The 26,903-nt window shown below is 51.1% G+C and carries 21 protein-coding genes and 1 pseudogene; 20 read left to right on the forward strand and 2 right to left on the reverse strand.

The window, feature by feature from the left end:
- Positions 1–7: 7 nt before the first annotated feature.
- Positions 8–1,642: a type 2 periplasmic-binding domain-containing protein gene (locus FS806_RS07430; protein ID WP_144934048.1), complete on the forward strand. Its 1,635-nt coding sequence runs from the start codon at positions 8–10 to the stop codon at positions 1,640–1,642.
- 231 nt (positions 1,643–1,873) lie between these two features.
- On the opposite strand, the gene FS806_RS07435 is transcribed toward FS806_RS07430, so the two are convergent.
- Positions 1,874–2,782 carry a fumarylacetoacetate hydrolase family protein gene (locus FS806_RS07435; RefSeq protein ID WP_144934050.1) on the reverse strand — a complete coding sequence of 303 codons (909 nt, stop codon included), beginning with the start codon at positions 2,780–2,782 and terminating at the stop codon, positions 1,874–1,876.
- A 288-nt stretch (positions 2,783–3,070) separates the two neighbouring features.
- Here FS806_RS07435 and FS806_RS07440 point away from each other — a divergent pair, with 288 nt between their 5' ends.
- The 3 genes from FS806_RS07440 to holA all read left to right on the forward strand — a co-directional run bounded on the left by FS806_RS07440 (position 3,071) and on the right by holA (position 6,086).
- Positions 3,071–3,619, forward strand: coding sequence for an RNA polymerase sigma factor (locus FS806_RS07440; RefSeq protein WP_144934052.1), 549 nt, complete (start codon positions 3,071–3,073; stop codon positions 3,617–3,619).
- Positions 3,616–4,845, forward strand: a complete 1,230-nt coding sequence (locus tag FS806_RS07445; RefSeq protein ID WP_144934054.1) for an anti-sigma factor family protein — start codon at positions 3,616–3,618, stop codon at positions 4,843–4,845. The genes FS806_RS07440 and FS806_RS07445 overlap by 4 nt, the downstream gene beginning before the upstream one ends.
- A 221-nt stretch (positions 4,846–5,066) precedes the next feature.
- Complete coding sequence (gene holA, locus FS806_RS07450) at positions 5,067–6,086, forward strand: DNA polymerase III subunit delta (protein WP_144934056.1); 1,020 nt, start codon at positions 5,067–5,069, stop codon at positions 6,084–6,086.
- Positions 6,087–6,354: 268 nt separating this feature from the next.
- Here holA and rpsT read toward each other — a convergent pair whose 3' ends face one another.
- Positions 6,355–6,627, reverse strand: coding sequence for a 30S ribosomal protein S20 (gene rpsT / locus FS806_RS07455; protein ID WP_144934058.1), 273 nt, complete (start codon positions 6,625–6,627; stop codon positions 6,355–6,357).
- A gap of 194 nt (positions 6,628–6,821) precedes the next feature.
- On the opposite strand from rpsT, the gene gpr reads away from it, so the two are divergent.
- The 16 genes and pseudogenes from gpr (at position 6,822) to dnaJ (ending at position 26,620) form a co-directional block, all read left to right on the forward strand.
- On the forward strand, positions 6,822–7,817 hold the full coding sequence (gene gpr, locus FS806_RS07460; protein ID WP_144934060.1) for a GPR endopeptidase: 996 nt from the start codon (positions 6,822–6,824) through the stop codon (positions 7,815–7,817).
- Positions 7,818–8,116: 299 nt separating this feature from the next.
- Positions 8,117–9,280: a GntR family transcriptional regulator gene (locus tag FS806_RS07465; RefSeq protein ID WP_144934062.1), complete on the forward strand. Its 1,164-nt coding sequence runs from the start codon at positions 8,117–8,119 to the stop codon at positions 9,278–9,280.
- Between the two features lie 14 nt (positions 9,281–9,294).
- Positions 9,295–9,666, forward strand: a pseudogene (locus tag FS806_RS07470) (extracellular solute-binding protein); the annotation flags it as partial.
- 20 nt (positions 9,667–9,686) lie between these two features.
- On the forward strand, positions 9,687–10,694 hold the full coding sequence (locus tag FS806_RS07475) for an ABC transporter ATP-binding protein (RefSeq protein ID WP_144934064.1): 1,008 nt from the start codon (positions 9,687–9,689) through the stop codon (positions 10,692–10,694).
- Positions 10,695–10,769: 75 nt separating this feature from the next.
- On the forward strand, positions 10,770–12,422 hold the full coding sequence (locus FS806_RS07480) for an ABC transporter permease (protein ID WP_186328261.1): 1,653 nt from the start codon (positions 10,770–10,772) through the stop codon (positions 12,420–12,422).
- Between the two features lie 509 nt (positions 12,423–12,931).
- The gene (locus FS806_RS07485) at positions 12,932–13,669 is read left to right on the forward strand and encodes an HAD family hydrolase (RefSeq protein ID WP_144934068.1); all 738 of its coding nucleotides are present in this window, start codon (positions 12,932–12,934) and stop codon (positions 13,667–13,669) included.
- Between the two features lie 697 nt (positions 13,670–14,366).
- Complete coding sequence (gene spoIIP, locus FS806_RS07490; RefSeq protein ID WP_144934070.1) at positions 14,367–15,587, forward strand: stage II sporulation protein P; 1,221 nt, start codon at positions 14,367–14,369, stop codon at positions 15,585–15,587.
- Between the two features lie 9 nt (positions 15,588–15,596).
- Complete coding sequence (locus FS806_RS07495; RefSeq protein ID WP_144934072.1) at positions 15,597–16,058, forward strand: hypothetical protein; 462 nt, start codon at positions 15,597–15,599, stop codon at positions 16,056–16,058.
- A gap of 115 nt (positions 16,059–16,173) precedes the next feature.
- Positions 16,174–17,991, forward strand: a complete 1,818-nt coding sequence (gene lepA / locus FS806_RS07500; RefSeq protein WP_144934074.1) for a translation elongation factor 4 — start codon at positions 16,174–16,176, stop codon at positions 17,989–17,991.
- A gap of 146 nt (positions 17,992–18,137) precedes the next feature.
- Positions 18,138–19,298, forward strand: a complete 1,161-nt coding sequence (gene hemW / locus FS806_RS07505) for a radical SAM family heme chaperone HemW (protein ID WP_144934185.1) — start codon at positions 18,138–18,140, stop codon at positions 19,296–19,298.
- A gap of 221 nt (positions 19,299–19,519) precedes the next feature.
- The gene (locus FS806_RS07510) at positions 19,520–19,981 is read left to right on the forward strand and encodes an N-acetyltransferase (RefSeq protein WP_186328257.1); all 462 of its coding nucleotides are present in this window, start codon (positions 19,520–19,522) and stop codon (positions 19,979–19,981) included.
- Between the two features lie 139 nt (positions 19,982–20,120).
- Positions 20,121–21,146: a heat-inducible transcriptional repressor HrcA gene (hrcA, locus tag FS806_RS07515; RefSeq protein ID WP_144934078.1), complete on the forward strand. Its 1,026-nt coding sequence runs from the start codon at positions 20,121–20,123 to the stop codon at positions 21,144–21,146.
- Between the two features lie 21 nt (positions 21,147–21,167).
- The gene (locus FS806_RS07520; protein WP_144934080.1) at positions 21,168–22,712 is read left to right on the forward strand and encodes a TCP-1/cpn60 chaperonin family protein; all 1,545 of its coding nucleotides are present in this window, start codon (positions 21,168–21,170) and stop codon (positions 22,710–22,712) included.
- Positions 22,713–22,813: 101 nt separating this feature from the next.
- Positions 22,814–23,440 (forward strand): nucleotide exchange factor GrpE, encoded by a 627-nt coding sequence (grpE, locus tag FS806_RS07525; RefSeq protein ID WP_225312721.1) that lies wholly within the window; start codon positions 22,814–22,816, stop codon positions 23,438–23,440.
- 61 nt (positions 23,441–23,501) lie between these two features.
- Positions 23,502–25,343: a molecular chaperone DnaK gene (gene dnaK, locus FS806_RS07530; RefSeq protein ID WP_144934082.1), complete on the forward strand. Its 1,842-nt coding sequence runs from the start codon at positions 23,502–23,504 to the stop codon at positions 25,341–25,343.
- A gap of 158 nt (positions 25,344–25,501) precedes the next feature.
- The gene (dnaJ, locus tag FS806_RS07535) at positions 25,502–26,620 is read left to right on the forward strand and encodes a molecular chaperone DnaJ (protein ID WP_144934084.1); all 1,119 of its coding nucleotides are present in this window, start codon (positions 25,502–25,504) and stop codon (positions 26,618–26,620) included.
- Positions 26,621–26,903 lie beyond the last annotated feature (283 nt).

The raw sequence follows: 26,903 nt of genomic DNA on the forward strand, positions 1-26,903 counted from the left end.
AGATGGTATGACAAAACAAAGATATGCGGCGGGGCTGGCCATAACAGTTCTGCTGTCCGGAGTCCTTCTCTCGTGCGATAATGATTCGAAGCCGCGGGATAAGGCGGGTGACCGGTCGGGCATGACTGGAGCGGATCTGGTTAACCTTACAGGCATGCCTATTGTTAAAGAGCCGATTACTTTGCATATTTTTGCAGGTAAATCTCCTACCTCTCACCCCGATTGGAATCAGGTAAGAATCTGGCAAGAATATGAGAGAATGACGCAAATTCATACGCAATTTCAGATGGTTCCGTTCGACCAGTTATCTTCGAGGAGAAATCTGGTATTGGCGGACGGGGACTATCCGGATGCGTTCATGACGTCCCGTCTGAGCTCGGCCGATCTGCTCCGGTATGGTCAGCAAGGGGTTTTCATCCGCTTGAATGATCTGATTGACGAATACGCCCCCAATTTCAAGCGGCTGCTGGAGAAATATCCGGAAATTCGCAAAGGGCTGACGATGGCGGATGGAAATATATATTCGTTTCCTTCCTTCTATGATCCCGATTTTATGTCCATGCTGATCGGTTATCCATTGTGGGTCAAGGCGGATTGGCTGGACAAGCTGGGCATGGAACCGCCGGAAACGACGGAGGAGTTTTATCAGTATTTGAAGGCGGTTAAAGAGACGGACCTGAACGGCAATGGCAAGGCGGATGAAATTCCTTACGGATCTGTCGGCACGAGTGCTCTCCTCAATCACCTTAAGGGAGCCTGGGGGCTGGGAAACCGGGGGATGGGCCATTCCAGGGTGGATATGGATCCGGAAACGAACGAGCTTCGCTTTATCCCTGCCGATCCGCGTTATAAAGAATTGCTGCAGTATGTTCACAAGCTCTATGCGGAAGGGCTGTTGGAGAAAGATATTTTCACCGTCAAAAGCAGCGCGTTATATGCTAATGGTACAAGAGGGGTCTACGGTTCGCTGCTGGTTCCCTCTCCCTTCACCTTAATGAACCAGACCGGATACGTAGGGCTTCCCGTGCTGGAGGGCCCTCATGGCGACCGCCTGTACTCCCACGTCAAGACTCCTTTGATCCATGTGGGCGCGTTCGTCATCACAGATCGCAATCCCTATCCGGAAGCAACGGTTCGTTGGATCGATTATTTCTTCGGCGATGAGGGCAGCAAAATGTTCTTCATGGGCATAGAAGGAGAGTCCTACGTTGAAACTCCGGACGGTGAAGTGGTCTACACCGACTCGATTCTTAACAACAAGAGCGGCAGGACATTCGAGCAGGAGCTCAGCAAATATGTCGTTTGGCTGGGAGGCAGCTATCCGGGCTTTGTTACCAAAAAGTACTTTAAAGGCTCGGAAAGCCTGCCCGAGTCGATAGAGGCGGCAGAAAGAGTGAGGCCATACGTAGTCAAGGAAATATGGCCGCCATTCACCTATACCCAGGAGGAAACGGAGAGAATGTCGATTCTGAGTGCGGACATTCATCCCTATGTGGATGAAATGGTAGCCAGATTCATTAACGGCTCGGTTTCCTTCAGCGAATGGGATAGTTATGTCAGCACTTTGAAGCAGATGGGGCTGGACGAATATATGAGGATCTACCGCTCGGGATACGAAAGGTATATGCAGGGCTCCAAGTGAACTTGTTTAAACGAAATCATAAAGTCCTATTCGGACAAAATCAGGCGAATCGGCTGTTCTTAACCGACAAAGCATCAAATGGATTCTAAAAAAGAGCGAGGCTAGCGGACAAATTTCCACTAACACTCGCTCTTACTCTTTCATCGTTACCCGCTTCGGTAATTGGCTTACGCTCGGTACAATTTGGAGAAGCTCTCCATTTTGCCTAAAATGACCGAAAACCGATGAGAATCAGTGCTTTTCGGCGACCATACGGTTGGTCAATTGACCCAGTTTCTCGATTTGAATAGTGACTGTATCGCCATCCTGCAGATAAACCTGCTTGTCTTCCGGATAACCGAGCACGACACCTTCCGGAGTTCCGGTCAGAATAATGTCTCCGGGCTCCAGCGTCATATATTGGGAGATATAGCTGACGATCTCGTCACAATGGAAAATCATATCTGCCGTATTGGAGCTTTGACGCACTTCTCCGTTAACATAGCATTCGATTTTCAAATCATTCGGATTTCCGACTTCATCGGAAGTGACCAGGTAAGGGCCGAGCGGACTGAAGCCGTCGCATGTTTTGCCCAGGAGCCACTGGGGGGTACGGAGCTGCAGATCGCGAGCCGACAAATCGTTGACATTGCAGTAGCCGAATACATGGGACAAAGCCTGCTCCTTGGAAACATCCTTCGTCTTCTTGCCGATGACGATGACAAGCTCGGCTTCGTAATCCACCTTCGTGCTTACCTTAGGCAGTGTGACATCATGACCATGTCCGGTCAGCGTATTATTAAACTTATTAAATAAGATAGGATATTTCGGGATAGGCGCATTCGTCTCTTCCGCATGCTTGCGGTAGTTCAAGCCTACACAAATAATTTTGTTAGGGTGAGTGACACAGGGACCAAATTCCAGCTTGCTCTCGTCCAGCAGGTAGGGCTGGTCTTCACCCTTGGAAGCGACGGTCTCGATTAGCTTCGATATAGCGCTGACCGCATCCTCGCCCCATGTAATCGCATCCATAATTGTGGCGGGAAGCTTGTTATCATTATAACCGCTATGAGCGGCTGCCGCCTGCACGTCGATGACCCCTGCCTCTGTCTTTACTCCTAAACGATACTCCCCATCAAGCCTGAAAGTTAACAGTTTCATTAAGTTGAACCTCCCACAGTTTGAGTAATGTTCAATGGGCTAAAACTATTTTCCCAAAATGGAACAACTTTACTAATCGTAACATGGCCGCCTATAGGGGTCAATCTTCCTTTCTTCCAAAATATCACTGCCAGATGGCCGAAGACTATAGGATGTCTCCCTTAAATCTGGTATTCTATATAGGTCCATAATGAATAAACTAGCATGCCGGATAATTAGTTTTCGTAGAATGCAACATTTTGCGGCGGCACGCCGTCTATATGTATGCAAGGGAGGGGGATCCCAGACTTGGTATCGCCAGAATTGATCCAAGCTGCTCAAGCGGGCGATCGCGACGCTCTGATAACTCTTTTGCGCGAAATAGAAACTCATGTTTACCGAACGGCCTACTATATTTTAGGCAACCAGGAGGACGCCTTGGATGCTTCGCAGGAAGCTCTAATTAGAATTTATACGAAAATTCACACATATGAGGAAAAGGCGCTTTTCAAAACATGGGTCCAGCGGATTGTAACCAATCTTTGCATGGATAAGTTCCGAAAAGCCAGGCCAGCGGTATCCATTGACGAGCACGAATTGGACTTCCATGCAGCGGATAACGTTGAAGATGAGGTTGTATCCCAATATGTAGCGAAGGATATCCAAGAAGCGATCAACAAGCTGCCGGAACATCATCGCACAGTGGTGGTGCTGCGTTATTTACAGCATTTTTCTTATAACGAAATAGCCGAATCCCTTGATTTGCCCATTAATACGGTTAAATCTTATTTGTTCAGGGCCAGAAAGCAGCTTCAAATTTACCTCCAAGAATATCAGAAAGGGGGTGTTCGAGGATGAAATGCCATGAGGTGGAAGAACTGCTGCAGAGACATCTGGATTCGGATTTGTCGCCGGAAGAAGAGATCAAGCTGTTTACCCATACCGAACAGTGTGAAAGCTGCGCGGCGCAATTGAAGATGCTCGAGAAATTGTCCGCCGGGCTGGAGTCTCTTCCGGAGGTTACGCCCCCAATTGGTATTGTCGATTCCATCCTGCCCAAGCTTATGGAGTTGGAGCCGGCAGCGAATCCCCAACAGGCGGAACCCGGGCTGCACGGCCGCCCCGAGATTTCAGCGAAGCCCCGTACAACAGGGAAGAGACCTCGAAGGCTGCTGTGGACCGCGGTTAGCGGAGTTGCCGCGGCGGGAATTGCCCTGGGAATTTATATCTTTGACCTGCCCGAGACCGGCACTCAGCGCGCCGATTTACCGCTTAGGGAGGAAGCGAGCCGCACGTATCATCTTCCTGCCCAATCTGAATCTGATGCCGGTACGAGTTCTTCATCACAACAACAAGAGAGCGAAGGTCACCAATCACCGGTTATGGGCGATCTATCGAAGGAGATCGGGCCTGCTCCGGCAGAGACGCCTTCTCCCGATACGGATACCAGTCAACAGAATAAGTTGGAGGAAGAACCCGAGATAGGGCTGCAGGAGCGGAGCATTACCGGGATGCGGAATCAGCAGCAGGAGAAGAATGACCCGGCTGCCAAGCTGCCGCGGGATAACCCGCCTGCGGAGCCTGAACCGAAGATGGATCAACCGGAAGGACCGGATTTTGCGGCCAGCCAACAAGTTCCGAATAACCTGACAAGTCAAGACGGGATTCAGGAGATGAAGGAAAAGTCATCTTACGGTCAGGATACGCCTCCGGCGGAAGCGGAGCGGGATGAGCTGTCCGATTCTACGGAGCAGGCTCCTATCGTCGAGAAGTCATTAGCGGGTGAAGCGAGCGAAGCGGATGCCGGCCAATACAGCTTTGGCAGCATGTCTATGGGAGCGGAGACGGAGAAGCTTCCTTCCCCCGATGGAAGCTCTGTTGCGGTGATTGAGGACCGGAGAGTAACCGTGAAGGATACGGAGGGCAATCTGCTGTTCAAATCGGTCCGTGAGTGGAAGCCGGAAGATCAACTGCGTCTGGTGAAATGGCTGGATGATCGCCAGTTGATTTACGAAGTCGAATCAGAGTCGGGAACGACCAGCTATACTGTAGATATCCTCGAACAAACCGAAGCAAAAAATTAGCCCATTTTGCGCACAAGGAGCGACCGGTGGACATATAGTATAGTAAAAAACGGTATCCGGATTGGACCTGATGCGGTTAGGCCGCCCGGGGGAAGGTTTCTAGAGCCTTCACCCAGGTGTTTATATACACAGCAGTCCATTGGGACAAAGGGAAGACGCAAAATCCATGGATTTTGACGTCTTCCCTTTGTTGCTGTTATGATGAACTTTGAGGTGGGAGCATGGATTACAGATCGATAGTCAAGGAGATTGAACAGGGCAAGCTGATGCCCGTTTATGTTTGCTACGGCCCCGAAGCGTTCCGGCGCCGCGAATTCATCCGGTTCATGCTGGGGAAGCTGGTGGAGCCCGAGCATGAAGAGTTTGCGGTGACCCGCTATGATCTTAACGAAACTCCGCTGGATGTAGTTCTCGACGATTCGGAGACGGTCCCGTTTCTCGTACCTAAGAAAGTGATCATCGCGGAGAATGCCCAATTTCTGACCGGGGCGAAAGAGAACTCCAAGGTGGAGCACCGATTGGAGCGGCTGACCGAGTATTTGAAAAATCCTGTCGATTATACCGTCCTTATCCTGATTGTCGACGCCGAGAAGCTGGACGAGAGGAAGAAGCTCGTCAAAGCTCTCAAGGAACGCAAATGCCTGCTGGCGTTTCAGACCTTGACGGCCGAGGAGCTGGCTGATTGGGCAGCACGCAGAGCCAATCGTCTCGGAATGACCTTCGGTTCCGGTGCCTTGGAGAAGTTCTTGCTGTACGGCGGCACGGATTTGCAGAGTCTCGCCATGGAGCTGGACAAGCTGTCGCTGTACGTGGGCAGCGGGGGAGAAGTGACGGCAGACCTGGTGGAGCAGATGGTGGCCCGGACGACGGAGCAGAACGTCTTCATTCTGATTGACGAATTGGTCAAGATGAATACGGGGAAAGCTCTGGAGATTCTGCAGGATTTATATAAGCAGAAAGAAGAGCCGATCAAGATTGTCGCTTTAATGGCGCGGCAGTACAGATTGATCGCCCAGGTGAAGGAGCTGGTTCAGACCGGTTATTCTCATCAGCAGATTGCCGGAGCTGTCGGGGCTCATCCTTATGCGGTTAAACTGGCGGCGGAGCAAGCGAGGAAATATGATGTCAACCGGCTTAACCGGATCCTGTCCAGGCTTGCGGATCTGGATTATCAGATGAAGAGCGGTCAAATCGATAAGAGCTTCGGACTGGAGCTTCTGCTACTGAATATGACCGTCTAGCGGGCAACAAGGATATGGGCAGGGTGGGAGGACTGCCCAACGCATGCCCCTGCAACGATCAGAGGCATGCCGACCGCCGGCTCATCTATCAAGGATAAACGGCTATCGCCGTCCTTAGGACGGGCGCGTTTACCGATGAAATAGAAGAACAGGGATAGATGAAAACCTATACTTATATTTTAAAAAAGTCCAAAGGGCTTCGATTAAGAAGTCTTTGGACTTTGCTCGTTTTATTAAGGTAAGCTGCTTCTTAAGAAGCGGTTACGCATTAAGCTTGCGCACTGATTTCGTTAAACTTTTTCGCCAGGCGAGATTTCTTGCGGTTGGCTGCATTTTTATGAATCAGGCCTTTGGTTACTGCCTTGTCTAATTTTTTAATGGCAACCTTCAGGGTTTGTTGAGCGTTCTCCACGTTGTTGCTGTTAGCTGCTTGCTCAAAAGCTTTCACTGCCGTACGGAGTGCGGACTTTTGGGAAGCGTTCTGCAAACGACGCTTTTCGTTCGTTTTAACCCGTTTAATAGCGGATTTAATATTTGGCATTGCGTTCACCTCCTAGTTCCAGAAAACCAGTTCGATCAAGTGGTTCACCCAAGTTTCTTGACAACTTTCAATATTTTATCACGGTGCCGGGCAAAAATCAATAGCGAACGTGCCGCTGCATAATAGAATCAAGTTTAAGACACAATAGGAAAAATTGGACAGCCAACAGATGCTTTGAAGGGAGATTCGAGAGAATGGATTTAAGCGCCTATTCGGTTAGAACCGATCTAGCGTTGGAAGCAAAGGAAATGGCCGCCAATGAGCTTGGCGATAATATTCCGGGCCTGGAGTCGGAAACGGATGAGCACGAAGGTATCCGCATTACTAAAATCAAGGTAGCATCTCCCGAAGCCGGCCAGGCCATCGGCAAGCTTCCCGGTCAATATATAACAATTGAAGTACCTAAGCTGAGGGAAAAGGATAGTGACCTGCAAAACCGCGTTACAACGAAGCTTGCTCAGGAGTTTGCGGCTTTTCTCCAAGAAATCGGCGTGACAAAGGAGCATAAGGTGCTCATTATCGGGTTGGGCAACTGGAACGTAACGCCGGACTCTCTAGGGCCGCTTGTGGTTGAGAATTGTTTGGTGACGCGCCACTATTTCGAGCTGATTCCGGATCAAGTGAGTCCGGGTTACCGTCAGGTAAGCGCGGTGGCTCCGGGAGTGCTCGGGATAACCGGCATTGAGAGCAGCGAAATTGTTAAAGGGATTGTAGAGATGACTAAGCCGGACCTCGTGATCGCGATCGATGCGCTGGCTTCAAGGTCATTGGAGCGAGTAAATACGACCATCCAAATTGCCGACACCGGAATACATCCGGGATCGGGGATTGGAAACAAGCGGAAGGGTTTGACGGAGGAGATCCTCGGGGTTCCCGTTATCGCCATAGGCGTTCCGACTGTAGTATATGCTTCAACGATAGTCAATAACAGCATTGATCTTATGGCCAGCCATTTCCACCGGTTGACGGATCAGACCGGGCAAATTCTCGGCATGCTGGACCAACTGCAGGAACAGGAGCGGCTGCAGCTGGTGAAGGAGGTTCTCGCTCCGCTCGGACATGATCTGTTAGTCACTCCCAAGGAAATCGATCAATTTATCGAAGATATCGCCCATATCATCGCCAGCGGCCTCAATGCCGCCTTACATGAGGCTGTCGATATGGAGAATGTTTCGGCCTATACCCATTGATGAATACGGAAGCTTAAGCAGAAACAGATGCAGAAGCGGAGCGGATTGAAGCTCTGCTTCTTTTTTTATCACATTAGAACTGCCGGATCTGAGGTTGGATTGGTCGGTTGATATCAATGAAACGGAACGCTATGCATACTACTGATATGGAAAATTTCTCATAAAAAATTTACACAAGCTTAACTTAATATGTCATTGAATGTGTCAGTGACATATAGTAAGTTCATGTTAGATCGAGCCGGATCATTAAAGATCATGCGCCGGTCTGCCAGTATGACAAAAAAGAGGAATGTCTCGAGATGAAACCCATTTCTTCGTCCAAAAGTACAAAACAACAATTGTATTTACAAGTAGCAGACAAGGTGCTGGCCATCATTGAAAGCCGCAAGCTTCAACCGCATGATCCCGTCCCTTCGGAAGGAGAGCTTGCGAAGCTGTTTGGTGTCAGCCGAATGACGAGCAAGCTGGCATTGGAACGGTTGGCGGAGCAAGGTCTGGTCTACCGACTGCCAAGAAGAGGTACGTTCCTTGCCGGAAATCGGGAAGGAGGAGTCAGCGTTGGCGAAGGCTCTAAGCAGCAGTCGCCGGCTAGCGCCGAGCGGAAATCAAGCAAACAGATCGCGCTCATCTTACCCCACATGTCCGACTACACTTCCAGAATTATTACGGCTGTCGAAAATGAGGTGCTGAAGCATGACTGCGACCTTATTCTGAAATTCAGCAAGGATAAGGACGACGAAGACCGTTATTTGCAGAGACTCGTCGACAGGGGTGTCGATGGCATGATTTTGTTCCCTCAGGGCCGCAAAACTTGCAGCGACCAGGTGCTCAAAATGAAGCTGGAGCGGATTCCGATCGTCATCATCGACCGCATCTTTCGCGAGGTGCAGATCGATTGCGTCTATCACGACCATTTTCGGGGCTCGTACGAGATGGCACAGTATCTGATCGCTAAAGGTCATCGGGAAATCGGGTATACCTCCAACGCGATAGAGAACATAACAAGCCGGGAGGAACGCTATCAGGGGTATATTCAGGCGCTGCTCGATCACGGGATACCGGTCAAAAACCAATATATCCATTTCCGCAGCGTGCCCTGCGACCCAAGCCGCGTCAACGAAATGGATCCGGAACAGGCACAGTTCATTGGCAGCAATCCGCTGATGACAGCGGTCATGTGCGGGGACGATCATGTGGCGATTTCCACTTTGTTTACAGCGCTTCACATGAGCGTCCCGGTGCCGGAGCGGCTATCGATCGTCGGATTTTCCGACATCAAGCTGTCGGCGTTGACGCCGGTTCCGTTGACTACGGTTCGGCAAGATACGGGACGGTTGGCCCGTTCGGCCGTTGAGCTGCTGATGAAGCGTGTGAACCGTTCGAAAGAGAAGCAGCTTACTATCAAAATCCAGACCGAAATTATAGAAAGAAAATCAGTGTCAGACAAAGGAGTTACTGTATGAAAGTTCATTTTCTCGGAAAGACGCCTCTCGGAGCCATCGTCTCCGGTACACTGGCCAAGAAGGAAGAGCAGTATAAAGTGAAGGCCGGCATCGTCAGTCCGGACATCGGCGTTCCGATGATCGTTGAACAGATCGCCATTGTGAACGGCACGAAGAAGCAGGCGACGGCAGAACGGTTCGTCGAGTGGATGGGCTCCGCCGAAGTGCAGGGCGAATTTGCCGCACAATTCGACGCAATGCCTGCGAATACGAAGGCAGTCGAGCGTGCCAACGAATCCGTTAAAGAGCTGTACGCCAATTTAAAGGCGCAGCCTCTCGATTGGGGCTTCATAGCGGACAATGTCGAGCTATGGGTCGAGAAAATTGAATTGCAGATCATGAAATAGACTAAGAAGCAGGGATAAAGATGATTACATTTCGAGATATACAAATTCATTTTGGGTCGTTCCATGCTGTGAAAAACCTCAATTTGAGCATTAACGAAGGCGAGTTCTTTACATTCCTCGGCCCGTCGGGCTGCGGCAAGACGACGATTCTCCGCAGCCTGGTCGGATTCATCGCGCCTTCCGGCGGAAGCATCCTGTTGAACGGCCGGGACATTACCCATGTTCCGATCGAGAAAAGGGGCATTGGCATGGTGTTTCAGAGCTACGCCCTGTTTCCGACCATGAATGTATACGAGAATATCGCTTTCGGCATGCGTGTCAAGAAAGCATCGAAAGACGAAATGGACAGGGATGTGCGGGAAATAGCCCGCAAGGTCGATCTTACGGACGATCAGTTGTTCAAGAAGGTATCCGAACTGTCCGGCGGTCAGCAGCAGCGCGTAGCGATCGCCAGAGCGCTTGTACTGAAGCCGGCCATCCTCGCGCTGGACGAACCGTTGTCTAACCTGGACGCCAAGCTGAGGGTGCAGTTGCGGAATGAACTGAAGCTGCTTCAGAAACAGTTCGGCATTACGACGATTTATGTCACGCACGATCAGGAAGAAGCACTGACCTTGTCCGACCGCATTGCGGTGTTCAACAACGGCAATGTCGAGCAGGTCGGAACTCCGCAAGAAGTATACGATCGTTCGCAGACGGAGTTCGTGTGCAATTTTATCGGTGACATCAACCGAATCGCGCCGGAACTTATTCTCGGCAGCAGCTTGCGGGAGAGGATCGCCCCGGGCAAAACGGCCTATATCCGGAATGAGAAGGTAAGCCTGCTCCCTCTGTCCGGCCCGGACGTCATCCATCTGCAGGGGACAGTGGCCGACCGCGAATTCTATGGACTATATAGCAAATATGTTTTGCAAGTGGCCGGAGGGGGCCTGCTCAAAACGATCGAGAAGGAAAGCGGGCTGGATCAGCGTAAGGTCGGCGACGCCGTTGATATTTTTATCCGATCAGGCGATATTTTGCAGTATTGAGGGACTGGGGGTAGGACTTTGAACGCGCAAACATGGAGGAACAGACTCGGGTCCATTCATCCGGCCGCGCTCATCATGTACGGTCTGATTGCTTGGTTCGTCGTGGCATTTCTGATTTACCCGAATTTGAACATTTATTATGAAATTTTTTTCAAGGGCGGCACCTTTTCGTTCGAGCCGGTGGAGAAGCTGCTGTCGTCCAAGCGGGCGATGACAAGTTTGTATAACAGCTTTCTGCTGGCTGTGTCGCTGGTCATTACGGTTAACATTGTCGGCATCACACTGGTGCTCATTTCAGAGTACTTCGCTATCAAAGGTGCGAAAATATTGCGGCTCGGCTACTTTACGACCTTGATCTACGGCGGCGTCGTGCTGGTATCGGGATATAAGTTCGTCTATGGAGAAAACGGTTTCATGACGAAGCTGCTGTCGAGCGTGTTTCCTTCCTTCGATACGACCTGGTTCCACGGTTACTGGGCGGTGCTCTTCGTCATGACGTTCGCCTGCACGTCAAACCATGTGTTGTTTTTGGGCAATGCAATTCGGAAAATTGATTATCAAACGATTGAAGCGGCAAGAAATATGGGGGCTTCCACATTCTATATTTTGTGGCGGGTCGTTCTCCCTGTACTAAAACCGACCTTGTTCGCGCTCACGATTTTGGTTTTCCTAACAGGTCTGGCCGCGACGTCCGCTCCTTTAATTCTGGGCGGTACCGAGTTCCAAACGATTACGCCGATGATTTTGACATTCTCCAAGAGCATGACCTCCAGAGATTTGGCCGCCTTGCTGGCGCTCATTCTCGGCTTGGCTACGCTCATTTTGCTGACGATTATGATTCGTCTCGAACGTAGGGGCAACTTTATGTCGGTTTCCAAAGTCAAGTCGGAGCTGGTCAAACAGAAAATCGAAAACAAGTTTGCCAATATCGCTGCTCATGCGCTTGCGTACTTTCTGTTTATTCTATACATCATACCTGTCGTGCTGATCGTTATTTTCTCGTTTAGCGATGCGCACAGCATCGCGACGGCTACACTGAGCCTGAGCAGCTTCTCCTTGGATAACTATGTGCTGGTGTTCTCGAATATGGCTGCGTTCAAGCCTTACCTGGTAAGCATCGCGTATGCCGCATCCGCGTCCATCGCCGTTGTCGTACTTACTTTGGCCGCTTCGCGTATTTTGCACAAGTATAAAAACAAGTGGGCAACAGCTTTGGAATATGCGCTGCTGATTCCGTGGATGCTGCCGTCTACGTTGATCGCCATCGGCCTGATCGTCACCTTCAATGAGCCGCGGCTTGTCATCGGGAATTCGGTGCTGGTAGGAACCGTCTGGATGCTGTTTCTCGGCTATGTGATCGTACACATCCCGTTCACGCTGCGGATGGTCAAAGCGTCTTTCTTCAGCCTGGACAGCAACCTGGAGGATGCGGCAAGAAATTTGGGGGCGAAGACGTTCTACACCTTCCGCAGAGTGCTGCTGCCGATTATCCTGCCGTCGACGCTCGCCGTTCTGGCGCTAAACTTCAACAACACGTTGGCCGATTACGATTTGACCGTATTCCTGTACCATCCGTTGTACCAGCCGCTCGGCATCGTCATCAAAAACAGCACGGACGCGCAGGCGCTGGCCGATACGAAGGCATTGACGCTCGTCTATTCCGTCATCTTGATGATTATGTCCGCCATAACGCTCTATTTTGTGTACGGAAGAAGGAAAAGTTCGTAAGAAGGGACAAAGAAGCAGAATAGTCTGCTTTTGATTTGGCCAAGTCAACCGTTTGAGGAGGACTGGAAGGTTGCGGGTTTTGCAATATTCATGGCTTAGGTTTCCAAGCACTCTACGGGTGGCTTGCGGCGGGTTTGCATAACTGTGCAGACACCGCCTATTTTATTGTCTCCTGCCTCTGTATGGATTTCCCCGGTTTCCGGGTGCCGTCTCACTTTTCTCCGTTTGATCCTCCGAGTACTGTATAAACCACTATCGAAGCGAAGCAAGAAGATCGACCTCGTTTAGAGGAAGGTTTAGACGTCGACTCCAAGTAGAGTGCGGACGGAAGGAATACGCTTCTAAGGCCACACGTCTCTGTAGGGGGACTCAATCTGTGGCTTCGGATGACCGCAAAACAGGGCGGGACAAAATAATGGATTTTACATTGGAAGAGGAAATATTTTAGAATATGGTATATTCTAATCTTTTAGCCGGCCATTCAGATAGCAGATTAAGGAGATAGAATCATGACCAAGCAAACATTATTATTCGATCTGGACGATACATTGATCCATTGCAATAAATACTTTCAAGGGGTTATCGATCATTTTGCCGAGCAGCTGGCCCTGTGGTTTGCAGAATACCGGCTCGGCATAGACGAAATCAAGCAGAAGCAGCTGGATATCGACATTTCCGGAGTCACCCGGTTTGGGTTTACTCTGGAGCATTTTCCGCAATCGCTGGTGGACACTTATTTGCACTTCGCCGCGGTTTATGGGCGGCCGGTCTCGGAACGGGAAACCGCTTGGCTGAAGGAACTGGGATGGTCGGTTTACGATCAGGATGCCGAGCCTTATCCGTACATGGCGGAAACTCTGGAGGAGCTGCGGACCGACGGGCATCAGCTATGCTTGTATACCGGCGGGGTTCCGGCCGTCCAGCAGAAGAAGGTGAAGAAGGCGGGGCTGGAAGCTTTCTTCGAAAACCGCATGTTCGTCCGCCGGCACAAAAATACAGAGGCGCTAGACGAAATATTGAAATCCGGACCCTTTGACCGCAAGCGGACCTGGATGATAGGCAACTCTATAAGAACCGATGTGCTTCCCGCCCTGGAAAACGGGATTCATTCCATCTATTTGCCTTCTCCCAACGATTGGGAGTTTAATCTGGTAGAGGTAAATGCCGAGCCGCAGGGAGCTTTCCTTACTCTATCCTCGTTAAAAGAAATCCGGTATGCCATCAGAGAGTATACAAGCTCCGGATAGGGGTGTTCCCGAAAGCAGCCATTTGGTTAAATACCGCTTTTCTGCTGGTGCCGTGCAAGCGGAATGGCGCGTCTAACTGTATTTTGTACAGGTAGATTCAAGCGAATGGGCGAAAATGATCAAACTAACTGGATAAACTACAGTTAAAATGGGCAACTTTGGGCGAAACGGCTGTTTTGGCGCAAACTAGCTGTAGGTTTTCCAGTTAGTTTCCATATTTCTTCCGAATATAGAAATCTAACTGTATGGAATCCATTTAGTTTTCAAATTTCACACTATTGAAGCAATTCAACTCTATTCTACCTGGAAAATCCATCCATTTTCATCATCTGATGGTGTCGCGGTCAGCGGCATGGGGGTCTAGATGGAAAAAATGTACTTAGAATCGAGTTTTTTTACTGATATCGTCCTTTTAGCACAAACTAGCTGGAGGTTTTCCCGTTAGTTTTCTTTTTTTACCTGAAAGGAGCAAAACTAACTGGATGAAATCCAGTTAGCCCCCCCAGGCCTCTTTATCTACTTAAACAGTGGATTTGGAGGTTTTTTTTGGCCTGTTAAGCTCGATTCCTGAAGTCTCATAATCTCTCAATAATTTGTCCGGGCCGGTTCTATCTTCCGTTTTCGTTTCATAGATTGCTTAGTAGACAAACAGCTGCAGCATTCTACGAGACTAACTAACGGGATCGGAGGAAGTAATATGAAATGGACAGCGTTCACGATGGATTTAAGCAAAATACGCAAAACCGCGCAAAATGTCCGGGTAATGAGCAAAAATCTGATGATTCTATCTCTCAGTACGCTGTTATTTTTTCTATTTCTGGGATTGGCGGGCTATGCTCAAACCTATTTGAAGAACTCTCCGCTCTCCTCTATGAAAGGATTGGCGGCGCAGGTTTCCAACGATTTCTTTATCGACATGATCGGACTGGAGATTCCGCAGCTTAACCGGGAGAGGGAATCTACCTTTTCGGGGGAGAATGTGTTCGGGTTTCTGTTTCGTTTGGTTACCGATATTAACCCGAAGGATCCCAAAACCTTGCTGGCGAGAGAAGTTCCCGGCTTAGGGAATGCGAGCGCAACACCCATCCGGGGAACCGGTACAGGAGCTCCGCCCCAGGATTATGGCCCGCCTCCGGCTGACGACAAACCGGGTTCGCAAGGTGAGAATCCTGCCGTTCAGCCCCCGGAAGAGTCGCCGAGCCCTGCTCCATCGCCGGAGCCTTCATCCCAGCCTCCGCAGGAGAAGCCGACGACAGGGGATAAGAAAGTGGTGCTCATCTATCACACTCATTATGAAGAGTCTTGGGTGCCGGAGTTAGGGATCGAAGAAGCGGATAAGGCTTACGACGAGAAGCTCAACATTACGCTAGTAGGCAAGAGATTGGCCGAGAAGCTCGAGGAGAAGGGGGTAGGGGCAGTCGATTACAGCCCCGAATACAAGAAAACACAGGCGGACTACAGCTGGTATAAATCCTACAAATATTCCCGAAATACCGTGAAGGAAGCTTTTGCCGCGCATCCGGAAATTAATTTCGTGTTCGATATTCACAGAGATTCCCTTCCCCGCGAGAAAACGACAGCCCGAATTGACGGCGTAGATTATGCCCAGGTCTATTTCATCATCGGACAGAAAAATCCGGATTGGGAAAAGAACGAACAGTTCGCCTCCCGCATTCACGACAAGCTGGAGCAGAAAATGCCCGGGCTGTCCCGGGGAATCTGGGGGAAATCGGCTCACCAGGGAGATGCCGAGTATAACCAGTCCTTGACCCCTAACAGTGTGCTCATTGAGATTGGCGGTCCCTTCAATACGTTGGAGGAAAGCTACCGCACGGCAGATATATTGGCCGACGTGATTTCCGAAATCTATTGGGATGCGGAGAAGGTGGATGCTCCCGCCGGCGCGTCCAACGGATGAGGTGGCAGGATGAAGCGCTTCTCGTACCGCTTGTTATTCGTAGCTTTAGTGTTCGCTGCAGGTATTTTCTACGGGATAGATGTGGTATCTACGGACCATGAACCGGCCGGAGCGGCGCGCTTGCTAGAACCCGACCGGCCGCCCGGCGGCTCTGCTACCTCGCCTTCGGATGCCGCAGCGGCTTCCTCCGTCCGTTCGGAGGGAACGAACTCCTCAAGCTCTCCCGGCGGTGTCCGTACCTCTGATACGGGCCGCCAGCCTCAAGACGGATCAGCCTCCTCATCCGCAGCCAAGAATGAATTCGGCAGGGAGGGGGCTTCCCCGGCCGGGCCGTTCCGCCCGGAGCCGGAGCTTAAGATTAGCGAATCCTTCTTGAACAAGCTGCTGAACAAAATCGGGGAAGCGGTCCGTTGGCTTTCCGAGTTGGGCATGAGAGCGGTTATCGGGTTAGTGGATTGGATATTTGGTTGAAGCTATTCGGCTAAAGCTATTCGGTCAATAGCCTCTTTTTTGCAATTTCATTGATGCGGGTTCCCCCGGCATGCTATAATGATTGTCATTGTATATTGCTCTTTTGGGGGTAAGCATGACGGACATTCGTGTAAGACAACAAAACATTAGAAATTTTTCAATCATTGCGCATATCGACCACGGGAAATCGACGCTGGCCGACCGGATTTTGGAATATACCGGAGCATTGACGACGAGGGAAATGCAGGATCAGGTGCTTGATCAGATGGATCTGGAACGGGAAAGAGGAATTACGATCAAGCTGCATGCCGTCCGCTTGAACTATAAGGCGGATGACGGCAATGTCTACATTCTCAATCTGATCGATACTCCCGGACACGTAGACTTTACTTATGAGGTGTCCCGAAGCCTGGCCGCCTGTGAAGGGGCTCTGCTGGTCGTCGATGCGGCGCAGGGAATCGAAGCCCAGACTTTGGCTAACGTGTATCTGGCGTTGGACAATGATCTGGAAATTCTGCCGGTCATTAACAAGATTGACCTGCCCAGCGCCGAACCGGAGCGGATTAAGCAGGAAATTGAGGATGTCATCGGTCTGGATGCCAGCGAAGCGGTGTTGGCTTCCGCCAAGGCCGGGATCGGGATCAAGGAAATTCTCGAGCAGATCGTGACCAAGGTTCCCGCTCCCCAGGGAGATCCGGATGAGCCGCTTAAAGCGCTTATCTTCGACTCTCATTACGACCCTTACAAAGGGGTTATCGTCTACGTCAGGGTTGTGAACGGATCGATCAAGGCCGGGTCCAAAATCAAATTCATGGCGACGAACAAAACGTTCGAAGTCATTGAGGTCGGAGCGTTTATGCCGAGGATGTCGATCGTGGACGAGCTCTATGTCGGCGATGTCGGGTTCATTGTGGCCGGGATCAAGAATGTTAAGGATACACGGGTAGGGGATACGGTCACCGATGCCAAGAATCCGACGGCCGAGCCGCTGCCCGGCTACCGCCGCATCAATCCGATGGTGTTCTGCGGAATGTATCCGATTGAAACATCCGATTACGATGATCTGCGCGAAGCCTTGGAGCGTCTGGAACTGAATGACGCCTCCCTCAGCTACGAGCCCGAAACCTCTTCGGCGCTCGGCTTCGGATTCCGGTGCGGATTCCTCGGTTTGCTTCATATGGAGATTATTCAGGAACGGATCGAGCGAGAGTTCAATATTCCGCTGATCACAACGGCCCCGAGCGTTGTCTTCAAGGTGACGCTGACCAGCGGGCAGACGGTCGAAATCGATAATCCTTCCAATTATCCCGAGCAAGGGAAGATCGAATACGTGGAAGAGCCGTTCGTTAAAGCTTCGATTATCGTTCCCAATGATTTTGTCGGTGCGATTATGGAGCTGTGCCAAGGCAAGCGCGGGGAATTCATCAATATGGAATACCTGGATACCAACCGGGTAACGTTGACCTATGACATCCCGCTGTCCGAAATCGTCTACGATTTCTTCGACCGGCTGAAATCGTCCACCAAAGGCTACGCTTCGTTCGACTATGATTTCTCCGGTTACAAGCGTTCCAATCTGGTGAAGATGGATATCTTGCTAAATGGAGAGCAGGTAGACGCATTGTCGTTCATCGTGCACCGCGACCGGGCATACCATCGCGGGCGCCAAATCTGCGAGAAGCTGAAGGAACTGATCCCGCGCCAAATGTTCGAAGTGCCTATTCAGGCGGCGATCGGCCAGAAGGTGCTTGCCAGGGAGACGGTTAAGGCGATGAGGAAGAACGTATTGGCGAAATGTTACGGTGGGGATATTTCCCGTAAACGTAAATTGTTGGAGAAACAGAAAGAAGGAAAGAAGCGGATGAAACAGGTCGGAAGTGTAGAAGTGCCGCAGGAGGCGTTCATGGCGGTTCTCAGCCTGGACGACAATTGACGGTAGACACACCGGCTGCCGCTGCTGTTCCGGCAGGAGGCTTACAGCCTTCCTGCCTTTTTGTTAGTATGGATCCATTCAAGCAGGATTCCATCTAATCTATGCTTCCAGTCAGAAGCAATCCCGAGGAAAGTGAGGATGCCCTTATGAAGCCGTTCTTCACCCCCGCTTCGGCGGTATATATTCATATCCCATTCTGCACCAATAAATGTCACTATTGTGATTTCAACTCTTATGTGCTTAAAGGACAGCCTGTGACCGAATACCTGGATGCGCTGGAACGGGAAATGGCGATGACGGTAGAGCGTTTCCCCGCCGGGAGGGTGGAAACCGTATTTGTAGGCGGCGGTACTCCTACGGTATTGCTGCCTGATCAGATGGAGCGGTTTCTGGGCCTGGTGCAGACGTACTTTCCGGATCGGACGGACCGTTTCGAATTTACGATGGAGGCCAATCCCGGCACGACCGATGCAGAGAAGCTTGCGGTCATGAAAGCCGGCGGGGTTAACCGGATCAGCTTCGGGGTCCAATCCTTCGATCCTGAATTGCTGAAACGGATCGGTCGTATCCACTCGGTGGACGATGTATATGAAAGCATTGAGAATGCGAAACGGATCGGCTTCTCCAATCTGTCCATCGACTTGATGCTCGGTCTGCCGAAGCAAACGGTCGGGATGATGAGCGATTCCCTGGACAAGGCGCTTGAGCTGGATTTGCAGCATTATTCGATATATGCGCTCAAGGTGGAGGAGAATACCTTATTCCACAAGCTGTATCAGAGAAATGAGCTGCCGCTTCCCGAAGAAGAGGAAGAGCTGTCCATGTACTTGATGACGATGAACAAGCTGAAGCAGGCCGGATATGCCCAATATGAAATCAGCAACTTTGCCATTCCCGGATTCGAAAGTCGGCATAATTTAATGTACTGGCATAATCGCAGCTACTACGGATTAGGAGCCGGTGCGCACGGTTATATGGAAGGGGTGCGGCATATTAATGTCAAAGGCATCCAGCCCTATATCGACGCAACCCGGCAAGGGCTTCCGATTCTGGAGGCCAATGAAGTCAGCCGCGGCGAAGCGATGGAGGATTTTATGATGGTCGGCTTGAGGGTGCTGAGCGGGGTCTCGGAAGACGATTTTGCCGATCAATTCGGCGAAAGCCTGATGGAAGTGTTCGGCCCGGTTATTAACCGTCTGACAGAGCAGGGGTTGCTGGAAGCAGACGAAGGCAGAGTCCGGTTATCCGATAAAGGAATACTGCTTGGCAATGAAGTTTTCGCCGAATTCATCGGAATTTTATCTTGAATTGATTATTCATAGTGTTGTATATTTATACGTAACTCTTTTAAAAGTTCAGGAAAAGGATTTCAAATATTCAAGAGCAAATTCAAGAGAAAGCCAAGGGAAATCCAACGGATAACGGGCCAAGACTTTCTCTTACTCGGATCTGGTCGAAGCAGTCTGATAATCCTCCGGACTTCTAAATAAGAACGTTGTAACAGTATTTGGATTTGGCGGTGATGACGATGGCTGTAATCTGTAGAAAAGCGGCGGAGCATGATTTGGATGCTTTATATCAGCTAATTGACGGCTATGCCCAACAAGGAATTATGCTGCCCCGTTCCAAGGAACTGCTTAAATATTCCCTAGACAGTTTTGTCATTGCGGAAGAGGAAGGCCGTTTGCTGGGCTGCGGCTCCCTGTGCCAGTTAGGACAGGAGTTGGTTGAAATCCGTTCTCTGGGAGTGGCCGAGGGCTGCAAGGGCCGGGGAATTGGCCGAAAGCTGGTCGATTATTTAATCCGGGAAGCGAGAGAGGAAAAAATTCCCAAGATTATGGCTTTAACCTACGAGGTCGCTTTTTTTGAAAAAATGGGCTTCACGGTTGTACCAAAGGATATTTTCCCGGAAAAGGTATGGACCGACTGCATTCATTGCAAAAAGCAGCATTGCTGTGACGAAATTGCCGTGCTCAAACGCTTGGATTAACTTGACAACTTGCGTTTGGGTCTGGTATTTTTGTAGTATCACTTAGCACTCGTTTGAGTGGAGTGCTAACGAAGGACGCGGCAGCTTATCCGCGCCTATAACGGCTAACCGCACTCGCAACTGCATGGGAGGGATTGACATGTTGTCCGAGCGCCAGAGAAAAATATTGAACGCCATCGTTGATGATTACATTCGATCCGCTGAGCCTGTCGGCTCCAGAAGCATTTCCAAGCGGGGAGATGTGGCTTTCAGCCCGGCAACGATCCGTAACGAGATGTCCGATTTGGAGGAAATGGGTTATTTGGAGCAGCCGCACACTTCTGCGGGCCGAATCCCATCCCATAAGGGATACCGTTATTATGTAGACCATCTAGTCAAGTATGGAACCTTATCCAGTCACGAGCTGAATGTGATGAAGGTTTTTTTTGCTGAGAAAATACAGGAGATGGAACAGATCTTCCAGCATGCGGCAACCATTCTTTCCGGATTGACCAATTATACGTCCATTGTTCTCGGACCCGAGGTGTTCAGCACTACGCTGAAGCATCTGCAAATCATTCCGCTGGATGAAAGGACCGGGGTGGCGATTTTTGTCACGAATACCGGGCATGTGGAGAACCGCATTGTCCAAATTCCGGATGGCATGTCGATCTCGGAAATCGAGAAGGCGGTTAACATCCTGAATGCCAAGCTGACCCAGGTCCCGCTCTTTCAGCTGAAATCCAAGCTGTATAACGAGATAGGCGCCGAGCTGAGCAAGCATGTCACCCAATACGAAGAGCTCATCCGCACGGTCGAATCCGCTCTGGAACATAACGAGCAGGATCGAATCTATATGAGCGGGGCAACCAATATGCTGATCCAGCCGGAGTTTAAGGACGTCGATCAAGTCAAGCTCATTCTCGATACATTGGGAGAAACTCCGGCGATCATGAAGCTGCTGGACGACCTGCCGGAAGGGATTCAGGTCCGGATCGGAAGCGAGAACTCGCTGGAGGCGATGAGCAACTGCAGTCTGATCACAGCCACTTACTCCTTGGACGGACAATGTCTCGGAACGGTTGGAATTCTCGGCCCGACCCGAATGGAGTACGGCAAGGTAATCAGCTTGCTCGATTACGTCTCCAAGGATATGGCGCTGCTGCTGGCGCGTTGGTATAAATAATAGAGGAAGGATACCAGGCGAATGAGTCAAACGAAGCAAGGCCATTCCGAAGGAGAGGAACGGCATTCCGCGCTGTTGAACAATGCGGGTGCCGTAAGGGCCATTTGTTCGGCCGTAGAGGGAACGCTCGGCCCCAAAGGGCTTGATACGATGCTCGTGGGCGGTCAGGGAGATGTCCTGATTACGAACGACGGCGCGACGATTCTCGAGCAGATGGATGTCTCCCATCCCGCCGCCCGGCTGATGGTGCAGGTCGCCCGGTCGCAGCAGCTGTTGGTTGGCGATGGCACGACAACGGCTACCGTGCTGTCGGGAGCGTTGGTCGCCGAAGGAATCGCCGAGGTGCTGAAGGGGGTTCCCGTGGCTAAGGTGGTAGCCGGAATTCAGGAAGGAGTTCGGCTTGCCATCGGCTATTTGCGGGAGCGGACACGTCAAGTGTCCGGCACGGACGATCCGATTTTATACCGGATCGCGTATGTGGCGGGCCGTGAGCGCGAAGAGATCGCCAACCTGGTGATCCGGGCCGCCCAATATGCCGGCACCCGAAGATTGTGTGAGGAAACCTACCGGCTGGCGGATGCCGTCGTTCCATCCGCAGCCGAACACAGCGAAGTATGGCCGGGAATCCTGATCAACCGGCAGCCGTCCATGCTGCCATGGCTTGCAGAATTGCCGGAACAGCGAATCCTGGTCCTTCAGGATGCGCTGGAGCCCGAACAAACCGAGGAAGAAGCTTTAAAGACCGAATCGGGATTTAAAGAATATATGCTCCGAAGGAACAGATTCCGAAGCCAGCTTGAACAATTGGCGAAGCTGGGGATCGGCGTCATCGCGGTCGACCGCGGTGCCGATCCGGAAGCGGAACAATTTTGCGCCGACCGCGGAATCTTCCTACTGACACGGGTTCCCCGCCGGGAGCTGCGGTTATTGTGTGAATTTACCGGAGCCAGGCCGGTCCGCCGCGCCGCTTTGGAGAAATCACCGGAAGAATTAGAGGTCTTTCTTGGCCGCGCCGGCAAAATCGGGTATGACGAGCGGCTGGAGAAGGTTAAAATAGCAGAAGGCGGAGGCCGTCCGGCCGTCTCGATTCTGGTGGGAGCCAGCACCCGCGAAGTCGGCGGCGAGCTGTCACGGATCGCGATGGATGCGGCCGCTGCAGTCCAGGCCGCACTTCGCGGGGGGTATGTACCCGGCGGAGGAACCATCGAGCTGGCAGCCGCAAGGGAAATCGAACGGTATCGCGAGACGGTTCACGGAATGGAGGCGTTCGGCTTGTCGGCCGTCGCCCGCGCTCTGCGCAAGCCTCTTGCACAAATAGTCGTTAACGCAGGCTACAACCCGCTGGAGAAGGTGGAGCTGGCCAAGGCTAGCCAAGCGGAGACGAATTCCGATGCCATCGGTATCGATTGCGATACCGGGGAGCTGATCGATTGTCTCGAGAGGGAGATTGTCGATCCGGCTTTGGTCAAGATCCATGCCATCCAAGCGGCGGGGGAAGTAGCTTCGGCCATTCTAAGAATTCATACCGTTGTTAAGATGAAGCCGGGTTACACGGAACGTGATTAAGTCAGAAATTCTGGAATGTGGAAGTCGGATTTATAGCGTTGGAAAAGTTCTATAAATCATCAATGCTTCCAGTGTAACGCTATTAAGGAGGTGAAACATTCGTGAGTGAACAAGAGAAAGATGCAGCCGTTATAGAAGAGGATAACAACCTGAAGAAGGATAACATAGAAGGTGAAGCCGGATCAGACAAGCCGGAGGACAGCCGGACGGAAGCCGCTTCGGACGGGTCGGCCCAGGCAAGCTCTGCCGGAGAGCAGGCAGATGCCGAGGAGGGCGCCGACGAACGTATGGAGGAGCTTCGCAGGCAGGCGGAGGAAAACTACCAGCGCTATCTGAGAGCCCAGGCCGATTTCGATAATTTCCGCAGAAGAACCCGTCAAGAGAAAGAGGAGTTTGCCAAATATGCTTCTTTGAATCTGATCGAGCAGCTTCTGCCGGTTGTCGATAATTTCGAACGGGCGATCGAATCCAGCAAGGGAACTAAAGATTTCGATGCGCTCGTCAAAGGACTGGAGATGACCTTCCGCCAATTGGATCAAGTGCTTCAACAGGAAGGACTGAAGCCGATTGAAGCGGTAGGCCAGCCTTTTAATCCGGAGTACCACCAGGCGGTTATGCAGGTGGAATCGGAAGAATATGAAGAAGGAATCGTTGTTGAAGAATTGCAGAAGGGCTACGTGCTGAAAGAAAAGGTTATTCGTCCTTCCATGGTCAAGGTCAGCATGTAAGCTTTTCGTGCACTAAGCGGCATTCAACGGCATATGACATATTTGAGGAGGTAGGAGTAGTATGAGTAAAGTAATCGGTATTGACTTGGGAACAACAAACTCATGCGTGGCTGTAATGGAGGGCGGCGAAGCGGTTGTTATTCCTAACCCGGAAGGAAACCGCACCACACCTTCGGTCGTCGGCTTCAAGAAGGACGGCGAACGACTGGTCGGTGAAAGCGCCAAGCGTCAGGCGATTACCAACCCTGATGGAACAGTCGCATCCATTAAGCGCTATATGGGGACTAACCATAAAGTGAGCATTGGCGGCAAAGACTACACAGCTCCGGAAATTTCCGCGATGATTCTGCAGAAGCTCAAGGCCGACGCAGAAGCTTATTTGGGAAGCACGGTATCGCAAGCCGTCATTACCGTACCTGCTTATTTTAACGACAGCCAGCGTCAGGCAACCAAGGATGCGGGCAAAATTGCAGGACTTGAAGTGCTGCGTATCGTCAACGAGCCGACAGCCGCAGCTCTGGCCTATGGTCTGGAGAAAGAAGAGGAGACCATCCTGGTTTATGACTTGGGCGGAGGAACGTTCGACGTGTCCATTCTCGAACTGGGCGATGGAACTTTCGAAGTGCTGGCCACCAGCGGTGATAACAAGCTGGGCGGAGACGATTTTGACCAAGCGATCATGGATTATATGGTTGCAGAATTCAAGAAAGAGCAGGGCGTTGATCTAAGCAAGGACAAAGCCGCTGTTCAACGGCTGAAGGATGCGGCGGAGAAAGCGAAGAAAGAGTTGTCCGGCGTGCTGACGACGACAATCTCTCTTCCGTTTATTACGATGGTGGACGGAGTGCCTCAGCACTTCGAGATGAATCTGTCCCGCGCCAAGTTCGAGGAATTGACAGCTCATTTGGTAGAGAGAACTCTCGGACCGACCCGCCAAGCGTTAAGCGATGCCGGCCTCAGCGCTAACGATATTCAGAAGGTCGTACTGGTCGGAGGCTCAACGCGTATACCGGCCGTTCAGGAGGCAATTAAGAAATTGACCGGCAAAGAGCCTCACAAAGGAGTTAACCCGGACGAAGTGGTTGCACTGGGTGCAGCGATTCAAGCGGGCGTATTGACAGGTGATGTCAAAGATGTCGTTCTTCTCGACGTTACTCCGCTTTCCCTTGGAATCGAAACCGCAGGCGGCGTCTTCACCAAGATGATCGACCGCAATACGACGATTCCGACCAGCAAATCGCAAATTTTCAGCACCTACGCAGATAATCAGACGAGTGTGGAAATCCACGTTCTGCAAGGGGAAAGAGCAATGGCAGCGGACAATAAAACGCTGGGCCGATTCATGCTCGGAGATATCCCTCCTGCACCGCGCGGCATTCCGCAAATCGAAGTTACGTTCAATATCGATGCCAACGGTATTGTGAACGTATCTGCATTGGATAAAGGCACGGGTAAAAGCCAGAAGATTACCATTACATCTTCCAGCGGTTTGACGGATGAAGAAATCGACCGCATGATGAAGGAAGCTGAAGCGCATGAGGAGGAAGACCGCAAGCGCAAAGAAATGGTGGAAGCGCGCAACGAAGCGGATCAATTGGTATACACAGTCGACAAAACGATCAAAGATTTGGGAGATAAGGTAGACCAGTCTGAAATCGACAAAGCCAACCAAGCGAAGGATAAAGTAAAGCAGGCTCTGGAAGGCAATGATATAGATGCGATTAAGAAAGCGACCGAAGAGCTGACCCAGGTTGTTCAACAATTGTCGGTTAAGCTGTATGAACAGGCTCAACAGGCTCAAGCCGGACAGAATCCGGAGCAAGGGGCTAAAGAAGAGGCCAAAGGCAGAGAGAATGTAGTGGACGCCGATTACGAAGTGGTGGACGACAAGGATAAAAAGTAATATCCGAATTGTTCTTTGGTTGTGGATTTGACTGAAGGAGGTCAAAGTCGGGACCGGCCTGACTTTGACTTTCCTTGCTGTAGGGAGCTTTTTTGACATTCTGTCATCATTCTTAGGATAAGGCAGCCTCCAGAACACCGGCGGAAAGAGGTGAACAAGTGAGTAAACGCGACTATTATGAAGTGCTTGGGGTGGATCGTAACGCGACTCCCGAGGAGATCAAGAAATCGTTCCGGAAATTGGCGAGACAATACCACCCGGACGTGAATAAAGAAGCGGATGCGGAAGAGAAGTTTAAAGAAGTTAAGGAAGCTTATGATGTTCTGAGCGATTCCCAGAAACGGGCCACTTACGACCAGTTCGGCCATGTAGATCCTAACCAGGGAATGGGTGGCGGCGGTTTCGAAGGAATGGATTTCGGAGGCTTCGGAGATATCTTCGATATGTTCTTCGGCGGAGGCGGCAGAAGGAATCCTAACGCCCCCCAACGAGGCAGCGACCTTCAATATTCCATGACGATCGAGTTCAAAGAGGCGGTATTCGGGAAAGAGACCGACATCGAAATCCCGCGGACGGAATCCTGTGATCATTGCCATGGCTCCGGGGCAAAGCCGGGAACGCGGCCGGACACCTGTCCGGGCTGTAAGGGAACCGGTCAGCAGGAAGTCATTCAGAATACGGCGTTCGGACGTATTGTCAACCGAAGGGTCTGCTCGCAGTGTAATGGGCAAGGGCAGATCATTCGGGAAAAATGCGGCGAGTGCCACGGTACGGGCAAAGTGAAAAAACGGAGAAAAATTCACGTTAAAATCCCGGCCGGTGTGGATGAAGGTGCTCAGCTTCGGGTATCGGGCGAAGGGGAGCCCGGAACGCGCGGAGGCCCGCCTGGAGATTTGTACATCGTTATTCGTGTGAAGCCTCATGAATTTTTCGAGCGTGAGGGCGACGATATCTATTGTGAGGTTCCCCTCACCTTCACCCAGGCCGCGCTGGGCGATGAAATAGAAATTCCTACACTGACGGAGAAGGTTAAGCTGAAAATCCCGGCGGGAACACAGACAGACACCTATTTCCGATTAAGAGGCAAAGGGGTTCCGAGATTGCGGGGCTACGGCCAGGGAGACCAGCATGTGAAGGTCGTTGTGGTCACTCCGACCCATCTGAACGAAGAACAGAAGGAATTGCTTCGCGCCTTCTCCAAGCTTAGCGGAGAGAAGACGCACGAGCAGAATCAATCGATTTTCGAGCGGATGAAGAAAGCATTCCTCGGGGATTAATAGCGGAATCATTGAAGGGACCGGTCGTCTTGGACGATTCGGTCCTTTTTGCATGGATTTGAAACCCTAGCATGATTATGAGCCTTGTGTGTCTCGCCAAGGAAAACGAATCGGGCGGATCTTGTCAACGAACTAAATAAGCTGGTCCGCATTCCGACGAACAGGAATTTCACATCGTTCATTTGGCTTCCCTAAGTTATCCTTCAACAAGCACTTATAGAACAAGAGCCTGCTCACCGACAGCCATCCTTGTTAGTTGATTTTGCCTCAATTGGACAGATTA

The organism is Paenibacillus sp. 32O-W (assembly GCF_007679495.1).
GTDB classification, from domain to species: domain Bacteria; phylum Bacillota; class Bacilli; order Paenibacillales; family NBRC-103111; genus Paenibacillus_L; species Paenibacillus_L residui.

Coding starts and splice junctions, on each gene's coding strand:
- FS806_RS07430 (WP_144934048.1), top strand. CDS start 8: ATGACAAAACAAAGATATGCGGCGGGGCTGGCCATAACAGTTCTGCTG.
- FS806_RS07435 (WP_144934050.1), bottom strand. CDS start 2,782: ATGAAACTGTTAACTTTCAGGCTTGATGGGGAGTATCGTTTAGGAGTA.
- FS806_RS07445 (WP_144934054.1), top strand. CDS start 3,616: ATGAAATGCCATGAGGTGGAAGAACTGCTGCAGAGACATCTGGATTCG.
- holA (WP_144934056.1), top strand. CDS start 5,067: ATGGATTACAGATCGATAGTCAAGGAGATTGAACAGGGCAAGCTGATG.
- rpsT (WP_144934058.1), bottom strand. CDS start 6,627: ATGCCAAATATTAAATCCGCTATTAAACGGGTTAAAACGAACGAAAAG.
- gpr (WP_144934060.1), top strand. CDS start 6,822: ATGGATTTAAGCGCCTATTCGGTTAGAACCGATCTAGCGTTGGAAGCA.
- FS806_RS07465 (WP_144934062.1), top strand. CDS start 8,117: ATGAAACCCATTTCTTCGTCCAAAAGTACAAAACAACAATTGTATTTA.
- FS806_RS07475 (WP_144934064.1), top strand. CDS start 9,687: ATGATTACATTTCGAGATATACAAATTCATTTTGGGTCGTTCCATGCT.
- FS806_RS07480 (WP_186328261.1), top strand. CDS start 10,770: ATGTACGGTCTGATTGCTTGGTTCGTCGTGGCATTTCTGATTTACCCG.
- FS806_RS07485 (WP_144934068.1), top strand. CDS start 12,932: ATGACCAAGCAAACATTATTATTCGATCTGGACGATACATTGATCCAT.
- spoIIP (WP_144934070.1), top strand. CDS start 14,367: ATGAAATGGACAGCGTTCACGATGGATTTAAGCAAAATACGCAAAACC.
- FS806_RS07495 (WP_144934072.1), top strand. CDS start 15,597: ATGAAGCGCTTCTCGTACCGCTTGTTATTCGTAGCTTTAGTGTTCGCT.
- lepA (WP_144934074.1), top strand. CDS start 16,174: ATGACGGACATTCGTGTAAGACAACAAAACATTAGAAATTTTTCAATC.
- hemW (WP_144934185.1), top strand. CDS start 18,138: ATGAAGCCGTTCTTCACCCCCGCTTCGGCGGTATATATTCATATCCCA.
- FS806_RS07510 (WP_186328257.1), top strand. CDS start 19,520: ATGGCTGTAATCTGTAGAAAAGCGGCGGAGCATGATTTGGATGCTTTA.
- hrcA (WP_144934078.1), top strand. CDS start 20,121: ATGTTGTCCGAGCGCCAGAGAAAAATATTGAACGCCATCGTTGATGAT.
- FS806_RS07520 (WP_144934080.1), top strand. CDS start 21,168: ATGAGTCAAACGAAGCAAGGCCATTCCGAAGGAGAGGAACGGCATTCC.
- dnaK (WP_144934082.1), top strand. CDS start 23,502: ATGAGTAAAGTAATCGGTATTGACTTGGGAACAACAAACTCATGCGTG.